Origin of the sequence: Grimontia indica, assembly GCF_000333895.2 — a bacterium.
In the GTDB taxonomy this organism is placed as follows: Bacteria; Pseudomonadota; Gammaproteobacteria; order Enterobacterales; family Vibrionaceae; genus Enterovibrio; species Enterovibrio indicus.
The window spans coordinates 1-8,449 of record NZ_ANFM02000078.1 but is presented as its reverse complement, the minus strand read 5'-3'; the positions used below and the strand labels follow the sequence as shown (position 1 = coordinate 8,449).

Below are 8,449 nucleotides of genomic sequence, written 5' to 3'. Positions count from 1 at the left end.
GCGGCGGGTTTTGTCGTCAGACAGTGACGTCTGATGAAGCTTCTGAAGTCTCTCAGAAGCAATGGATAGTTATTGCTGGGTATCTCTATGGCTACGGAAAGCGGTCTCCAATTTACTCTTAACGTCGAAGGCTTGCCTGACGACACCTTTGTGGTGGTCGACTTTCAGGGCGACGCTCATCTCTCGGCCCCTTTCTGTTTTGATATCAAGCTGGCCAGCCGCAATGAAGCGGTGTCTGAAAATGACACGGTGGACCGTAATGTCACACTGGTGATTTGGCAGGACGGTGAGCTTAAGCAACGCTTCCACGGGATTGTCCGCCGGTTCTCAAGAGGCGACACGGGTTTCCATCACACCCGCTATGCGCTTGAGATGGTGCCGTCCCTTGCCAGACTGTCCCTTCGTCAGAACAGCCGTATCTTCCAGCAGCAGTCTGCCCCGGAAATCATGAGTATTCTCCTGCAGGAGATGGGCATTGATGATTATGCGTTCTCGCTCTCCGGTAAACCTCAGACCCGTGAGTATTGTGTGCAGTACCGCGAGACGGACCTCGAGTTCCTGGAACGTATTGCGGCGGAAGAAGGCATTTTCTATTGCTTCCTGCACAGTAAAGACAAGCACACTGTGCTGTTTTCTGATGATACCCAGACCCTGTCAGCTTCGGGCCTTGCGCTGCCTTATAACGTGAATGTGGGTGGGATATCTAAAGAGAATTTTGTTAAAGGCTGGCAGTATTCGGCGCAGGCAAGACCGTCTTCCGCGCAGCTGAAAGATTACAGTTTTAAAAAGCCGGCCTATGGCTTTTTACATGAACACGCGGGCACGGAAATGGCCTTTCAGCGTGGCACGTATGAGCATTATGACTACCCGGGGCGTTATAAGAGTGATGCCGCCGGGAAACCCTTTACCCAGTACCGCCTTGAGCATTTAAGAAGTGATGCCATCACGGCGACGGCGCAAAGTAATGTCCCACAGGTTCAGCCGGGCATGCTGTTTGACCTCGTGGACCATCCGGACGACGCCACGAACCGTGACTGGGTGGTGGTCTCTACCCAGTGTGAAGGCACTCAGCCTCAGGCGCTGGAAGAGGCCGGCGGTGAGGGCATGACCACCTTCCACAATACCTTTTCAGTGATTCCTGCACACAGACCTTGGCGTCCGACTCCGCAACCGAAACCTTGTGTCCATGGCCCGCAAATCGCGATTGTCACCGGTCCGGATGGCGAGGAAATCTTCTGTGATGAACATGGCCGGGTGAAGGTGCAGTTCCCCTGGGACCGTTATGGTAACAGTGATGATACCTCAAGTTGTTGGGTACGTGTCTCTCAGGGTTGGGCCGGCGGTCAGTATGGCATGATGGCCATTCCCCGCATTGGTCATGAGGTGATTGTCTCTTTCCTTGAAGGGGACCCGGACCAGCCGATTGTTACCGGACGCACGTATCACGCCACCAATGTGCCTCCCTATCCGCTACCCGCCAACAAGACGCGTACGGTACTCAGAACCGAAACCCATCAGGGGGAAGGTTTTAATGAGCTTCGCTTTGAGGACCAGGCGGGGCAGGAAGAAATCTATGTCCATGCCCAGAAGGACATGAACCTGCTGGTTGAGAATGACCGCAAGGACAACATTAAACATGACCTCCATCTGGATGTGGAGAATGAAAGGTTCCAGCACATCAAAGCTGACGATCATTTAACGGTCGATGGCAACACCATGACACACGTTAAAAGTGACAAAACTATCGTCACTGACAGTTCCCTACATATTAAAGCGGGGGCCGCCTTACTAAACGAAGCATGCAGCGAAATCCACTTAAAGAGTGGTCATAAATCAGTGCTAGAGGCTTATACAGAAGTTACGCTCAAAGTCGGTGGCAACTTCGTGAAGATAGATCCATCAGGCGTTCATATCGTGGGTTCTGTTATCAACATCAACTCGGGTGGCAGTGCAGGATCTGGTTCAGGGTTTGGTGGAGTGATGCCGATTTTGCCGGGTGGGGTTGAGGTTGTTCCACCTCCAAACCCATTAGCACTCCAGTTGTCACCAGCAACGATGGAAACTTTAGCGATAGCAAACGTACCTGCCATCAAGCTTTGCCAAAAACAAACTGATGGTTCTTGTCCACTTGCCGATTGTCCCTGCCTGAAGTCTTGATATGAATAGTACGCGTTTATTTGATGACAACTCAGAGTACTGGCTGATTGTTGATGCAGTGAGAATGGCCGACATCATGTCTGACATCTATGCAATGTGGCCTGACATCGAATCTGAGCCTCTTTTTCTGGAAAGCGATTTTACTCATCTTATGGCTCAGAGCCCGATCATTTTTAAGTTTGGCAGTAGAGCCGAATACATTAAAAAGTGGGTCGCTTTACCTGAGCTTCACTCAAGTTCAATCTTGATTGGAATGAAACTTGGCCTTGAAAAGGACGAATTACTTCTTCACCTGAGGAAGCTTCTGGCAGTCTCGGTTGATGGAAAGTTAGTTTTTCTTCGCTATTACACCAGTAAATTCTGGGAAGATTTTGGAGATCAGCTTACAGAATCAGATAAAGCGAAAATTATCGCACCTGCGTCATCGATTTACTGGATTCAGTACCCTCAAAAACAGCCAAACGCCGTGAACATACCAAAGCAGTCCTCACCTTCCAGTAGCGATACCTCCTACACACTCAGTTCAACCATACTTTCTAACTGGATTTAGCTAAATGAGTCCTTATAAAAAAATTGAAGATGAATGCATAGAGCTAGTTCACAAAGTTTGTGGTGTTGAACCTAGCGTCATATCTGGATTTACCAGTGATCAGTTGAAAGAGCTGGTCGTTGAAAAGTTTCCTTTAATGGAGCAGCCAGTAGAAGGTGACGTTCTCGCACCATTGCAGATAGAAACAGGTAAACGAGATCAATTACCTAAATACCCTCTTGAACCAGCTATTAAAAACTCTACATGTGGTGCTGAGCCTGTCGAGTTTACTGACATACTCTATGTTCCAGCGCATCCCAAGGACGGGAAAAAGCGCTGGTATGCCATGACTCAGGTCGCTGTAGATGCAATAAAAAAAGAGAAAAAGACTTTATCTACCGCTATTGTCGCGGGCGATAAGCTCCAAACACTTCAGAATCTGAATGACCTAGGCCTTTTATCTAAGTTCCAATCAAAAGCGCACGAGTATTTTCTCAAGGGTACAGATAAAGAGAGATATAGAGCACTCATTCTTGTGATCAAGGTTTTGCAAAGTGGCGCAAACCATTTCTATGAAAAGGGTCATTTAGGATTCATAAAAAATGTCATGGATGCAGAAGGCCTTGATATTAATGACATGGTTAAAGACCGGATGTCGTCAGAAAAATTCTGGGATAGTGTCTTGATTTCCATGTCTCAACCTAGGTACATGGGTTATTCCAATTACAACCAAGTTACAAAGGCATATGAAGATCTACACAGCAGTGAAGCTGAGCAAAGAAGGTTGATAAGTGCCCGAAAGAAAATACACTCGAAGCTCATTAAGCACTGTGAAGAAGCCATTGAAACCTTGGAAAAGAAAGCTGAATCGAATGCCAGCCAAAAAACAACTGACTTAGACGGCACCAAGTTCGCGTTTGACAAAAAACATCAATACTTCACAAGTAGAAGACAAAAAAGCATCTACTATCATGTTTCACGCTTGATAAAGAATCGCCCGGCTCCAGACAACAAGTTTTGTATGGATGAACACGATAATGTTGTTGATGCTATTAATGAGTTTTGGGTCAAGGATCTTGCAGACGCCGATGAGCACGATCGCTCAGGTAAACAAATATCTAGATCTGATATTCGCTTATTAAATCCGCTATTCTTTTTGCGTTCATTGAATCAACTCAATGCCTATGGTTATGCAGTTAAAGAGCAATGCCTCACAGAAGAAGAATTTGAAGGCACTGAGCCTAAACATTTGGGCCCATCAACACTCAATAGTTTGGCTTCTGGCTGGCGGGATGGAAAAATATTTTCATCAGCTGCAAACCCGTTAGACTTTTTGAATAAAACCAATTTAATCGACAAGTTATATGAAGAGATACAAGCAAAGTCTTTAAACACGGTATCAACTGGTAACGCAGGCTCTGAAGAGGAAGAAGCTCGGGTAAACAACACCCTCTCTCTAAAAGGAAACGTAGAGTGGGCTTACCTTCCAACACTAGCCTTAGTGCAAGTCATTGATGCAACCTTTAAAAAGCAGTTCTCTGACCTGAAGACTATTCTAGGAAGCGGTGACAACCTGCCAAACTTTTTATCTCAATTAATTTGGGTAAAGAAAGTCGCTGTGGCTCGACTTGATATTTTAAAGAAAAAAGCGGAGAAAAGAGCCGCTGAAGGAAAGCTGAGAAGCGTTTTCATTGATAACCCGCCAGAGTCTTTCAAATTGCTTTGGGACGAAACCAAGCACAAACCAAAGCGCGTTAAATTGGGGGTTTTTCAAAACCAAGCCGGCCTCAATGATCTAGAAGCAGTTGAGTGCTGCTTTTTATCGGATGGCGAAGTCTTTTGGGTCAGAGGACCTCATTGGTACATGCCTGAGACAGGTTCCTGCACCGAGCTTCATTTAGGCCATGTGAAGCCTATTAATGTAGAGTTAAATCCTCTGGGTGCTTCATCAGGCACGGGAGATGTCGGTAAGACCCTCAAAGAGGGGCTAAAAGAGCTCAAGCCAAACCTTGGTGGAACACAGATACTCAACTTATCCAAAGAAGTACACAAATTTGAATCAGCATTTTGGCAAGATGGCTTTCACTACAAAGATGGAGTGGGGCCTGATGGTAAAGCAGCATACATCGCCAATGCAGAAGCTCAATTTATGCGTTTTAGTTCTAGTGCTTCAGGCTCAATTAACACACCCATCGATAAAGCAAAGTTCTCCGGTGTATATGGCACATCAGGCGAAATCAAAGCAAGCTTAACGTTACTGAGCGCCCAAATGGGCTTTGCAGTTTGGCTTCCCTTTTCCGAGAAAAATAAAGTCATTGATGCTCATACAGATGCAAAGCGAGAAAACGTCGAAGGGTATGCAGTTTCAATTCCTTATTTTGTTTCAAAGAAAGACAATGACGGCGGAATAAAAGTTGAGCGCGCTGACACTCCCTATAATGCCGGGCATATGTGTATTCAGTTAAGGGGGAAGGTCTATGGTTTGGCTGCTGCCAGTTGCCAGTTAAGTGCTTCAGTCGCATTTGGCCCCGCTGACACCGATGGTGGAATAGGCATAAAAGGGCAAGCGTATGCAGCTGCAGACTACAACAAAAGACTCAGCGGAAGTAAAACCCATATTAGAGACATCTCAATGTCAGAAGACACGTTGACAAGCGCGGTTGCGGAAGGAAAAGTACAGGTAGACGTGTTTGCTGGCGTGGAAGCCGGTGGTTCATTTGGAGCGGATGTTTATTGGCGTCCCCCGAAAATTGATATCGCACTTTCTGGTGGAAGCAAGGCACCACAACCAAAATTATTAAAACTTGGCGGATTAGATGGAGAAATTGCTGTCAGCGCAGGTTATGGTATATCCGCCGAACTTAGACTTACATTCCAAGACGGCTTTCTGGTACTCATTGCAGCAGCGCGCTTGGTTGCAGGACCCGGATGTAAAGGTAAGGTAGGAATTGCGATAAACCCAGTCAATGCGGATCGGTTTATCACATGTGTTTTAGGCGTGTTGAGGCAGAACGATTTTAGGTATATCGGTTTTTTTGGCGACAGAGATGAGAATGGTGTTAATAAAGATTTTGAAATGCTCAACGAGCGACTCACAGTCGCGATAGCTATGGGTCTTGCTCTCAGTGATGTATTAATGCTTCCAGCGGTTGTTTTTGAAGAATACAAGAAGGGCTCCCTTCAAGAAGAGTATGCTCCGCTGATTGCAAAATCGATCAATGAGTTAAATAAAGAGCTGCAAATCAAATCATGGGTTAAAAATCTCCCACCGGAAACCTTATCAAATCTTTTATCTTGCCTGATAAACGCACAAGAAACCGCTGAGCAAGACTTTTTCAGTGGCAGCGTAAGAGATGGAACCGGGTATGAAAAAAATAATAAAGCAAGTTTGATCAACCAAACACAAGTGAATGCCATTTTGCAAATTCTGAGTTGGATCCCTTCTGGTGGAAAAGAAGCGACCTTAGCAAGCAGAAGGCAATTCCAAAAAGCGCTGATTCTTATGGATGGTAACATCGAAAGTTACCGCACCCCGCGAGAGCAATGGCAGCAACTTTTCGAAAACTGGCAAAAAATAGGGCTTTTCATACGTAACCACTCTAATCCGAGAGTCAGAGGTGATAACCTTGATAAGTTTAATCAGCAATCTAGCAACCTTTGCTCTGATTTCATCATTTACCTCGCCGAAGATTCTTATCAGCTATTTGGTATAAAACTTATCTCTTGGAAAGAAGCCATTTTGATGTATAACGGGGAACAGCTTACCGAGGAAATGCTCGAAGCCAACGATAGGGCAAAGGCTAAGATAGCAAAGGTCGGTGCTAAGAGAGTTGGATGGAACATAAGGATATTTTGATGTTAAGAAAATCATTGATCGCGGTCGTCATTTTGGGGCTACTGGCAGGGTTCTTGCTCCATAAAAAAGAGCCTTCATTTATGGATTTTCAAAGACAGGGTCCGAGCACTTTAACTTATTTCTTTGAAAACAATATACCTTCTGAAAATTTGCCAGATCCATACATCTCCAGTCTGTATCGCCCCGGTGATATTCTTTATCAACCAATATTGGATTACCAGAATGGTAGGCTTGATAGGGCAATTCCAATACTCAAAAACCTCTCAGAGGCTGGCAATGTAGACGCAATGTTTTGGTACGGATACAATCGTATGGTGCGCAGCATCAAAACTCGCTATGAAGGTTACAACTGGTTTGAAAAATCCGCCAAATTGGGCAACCCTTATTCTGCATTGATGCTAGACGCAGACAGTTACTATTGTAATGCCTATTTCGAATCTCTTTGTAGTAAAGAATGGGGAAAGCTCGCCAAAGAGTCTTTCAAGAAAAAAGCGGAAGCCGGAGATATTAGAGCGAAGTATTATCTAGAACGACCAACCAAATATGTTCGAGGAGAAGACTTCAAAAAATGGGTTGCACTTGTTGAAGAGTCTGCAAAGAAAAATTACTTTGTTCCAGCTATGGAGTTCCTAAAACGATTCGAAGACAGTAAAACGCTAACTCCTAGTCAAAAAGAAGACCTGTTACATATCTATCGTTATTTGGCTAAGCATAATTATGTTCTGGGGTATGATTATCTCTATGTACATTCTGGCTACCAAGATATTTTTGATAAGGCAATAGAGCTTGGATCTGACATTCAATTAAAAGTATCTAGCCGTCGCTGCGGCAATCAATTTAGCGAACTTAATGAAAAATCTAAAATTGAATGTCTAGCAAAGGCATATGCATTGGAAGAGATGTTCAACGATGACATGTGGGCAGTCATTCCTAAGCCAACTGATAGCCAAACGATTTCAACAGCCAAAAAAGCCGCAAAAGAGCTAATTGACTCCATGACTCCAACAATCTACATCGACGAAATGCATATAGACGGTGGCCTGTAGTCACCCCAACAACTTCCCCTTAACCCCATTAAACACCGCCAGTACACGATCGTGTGCTGGTTTGTGATCGGCAATAAATGACAGGCATGTCAGCGCACTATCCTCATAGTGTTTCGGTAGTGCCAGGTTCAGGTCGCTAGCGATAGTGCGAACATAATCGAGTTGCTTTTGTGAAGGTAATTTCAACTCATCAGGGATCGCATCTTGAATCGTGTCTGTCAGTTTCTCGGAAAAGTCCGGCCAGTCATTGAGGTTGATCTTCGTTTCCTCTGCCAACCTCAGAAATCGTTGCTGCTCTTCGCTAAGCGAATAGGTAAAGGTGACTGCGCCAACCGAAAACTCGACTTCTTTCATTTTTATGCTCTTATCGAAACTGCTGTTTTCTCGATGCTATCAATGCAGTCGCTTGAATGTTGTCTGACTCCTGCGAGTTTTCGTCCATGAGTTTCCCTCTGATCTTTCGGCCAAATCTTGCTCGCTGAGCAACTTTTCGCCCAACCCACAAGCAATACCTTGCTCTCCCCTTTTCTGGAGTCGGCTAAGTCTCTGTTTTCATTGAACTCCATCACTGGCACACCCCTTGCGTTATTACCCACGTAGTAAACAACCTCCTCCGAATTTTTATAGGGAAATTAAGATGCCAACTCCTTGTTATATCGCCATCGAAGGCAAAACCCAGGGCAACATCACTGCCGGAGCCTTCACCGCTGACTCTGTCGGTAACATCTACGTGGAAGGCCACGAAGACGAGATGCTGGTTCAGGCCTTTGACCACATCGTGACTGTACCGACTGACCCGCAAAGCGGTCAGCCGTCAGGCCAGCGTGTTCACAAGCCGTTCAAGTTCACCGTGGCACTGAA

6 protein-coding genes are annotated in these 8,449 nt (G+C 45.4%); 5 read left to right on the top strand and 1 reads right to left on the bottom strand.

Features of this window, described 5'->3' with window-relative positions; genetic code table 11:
• Positions 1–87 precede the first annotated feature (87 nt).
• The 4 genes from D515_RS24685 to D515_RS24670 are packed head-to-tail and all read left to right on the top strand — an operon-like array spanning position 88 to position 7,588.
• Positions 88–2,157, top strand: a complete 2,070-nt coding sequence (locus D515_RS24685; RefSeq protein ID WP_039850683.1) for a type VI secretion system Vgr family protein — start codon at positions 88–90, stop codon at positions 2,155–2,157.
• Between the two features lies 1 nt (position 2,158).
• Positions 2,159–2,707, top strand: coding sequence for a DUF4123 domain-containing protein (locus D515_RS24680; RefSeq protein WP_002542770.1), 549 nt, complete (start codon positions 2,159–2,161; stop codon positions 2,705–2,707).
• Between the two features lie 4 nt (positions 2,708–2,711).
• Positions 2,712–6,542, top strand: coding sequence for a hypothetical protein (locus tag D515_RS24675; protein WP_002542768.1), 3,831 nt, complete (start codon positions 2,712–2,714; stop codon positions 6,540–6,542).
• On the top strand, positions 6,521–7,588 hold the full coding sequence (locus D515_RS24670) for an SEL1-like repeat protein (RefSeq protein ID WP_239644018.1): 1,068 nt from the start codon (positions 6,521–6,523) through the stop codon (positions 7,586–7,588). The genes D515_RS24675 and D515_RS24670 overlap by 22 nt, the downstream gene beginning before the upstream one ends.
• On the opposite strand, the gene D515_RS24665 is transcribed toward D515_RS24670, so the two are convergent.
• Positions 7,589–7,942: a hypothetical protein gene (locus D515_RS24665; RefSeq protein WP_002542766.1), complete on the bottom strand. Its 354-nt coding sequence runs from the start codon at positions 7,940–7,942 to the stop codon at positions 7,589–7,591.
• Positions 7,943–8,225: 283 nt separating this feature from the next.
• Between D515_RS24665 and tssD the strand changes: the two genes are divergently transcribed.
• Positions 8,226–8,449 (top strand): type VI secretion system tube protein TssD (gene tssD, locus D515_RS24655; RefSeq protein WP_039850678.1); only part of this gene is annotated, 224 nt, incomplete at its 3' end.

Excerpts from the sequence above, each read along its gene's own strand:
- D515_RS24685 (WP_039850683.1), top strand. The coding sequence starts at position 88 with ATGGCTACGGAAAGCGGTCTCCAATTTACTCTTAACGTCGAAGGCTTG.
- D515_RS24680 (WP_002542770.1), top strand. The coding sequence starts at position 2,159 with ATGAATAGTACGCGTTTATTTGATGACAACTCAGAGTACTGGCTGATT.
- D515_RS24675 (WP_002542768.1), top strand. The coding sequence starts at position 2,712 with ATGAGTCCTTATAAAAAAATTGAAGATGAATGCATAGAGCTAGTTCAC.
- D515_RS24670 (WP_239644018.1), top strand. The coding sequence starts at position 6,521 with ATGGAACATAAGGATATTTTGATGTTAAGAAAATCATTGATCGCGGTC.
- D515_RS24665 (WP_002542766.1), bottom strand. The coding sequence starts at position 7,942 with ATGAAAGAAGTCGAGTTTTCGGTTGGCGCAGTCACCTTTACCTATTCG.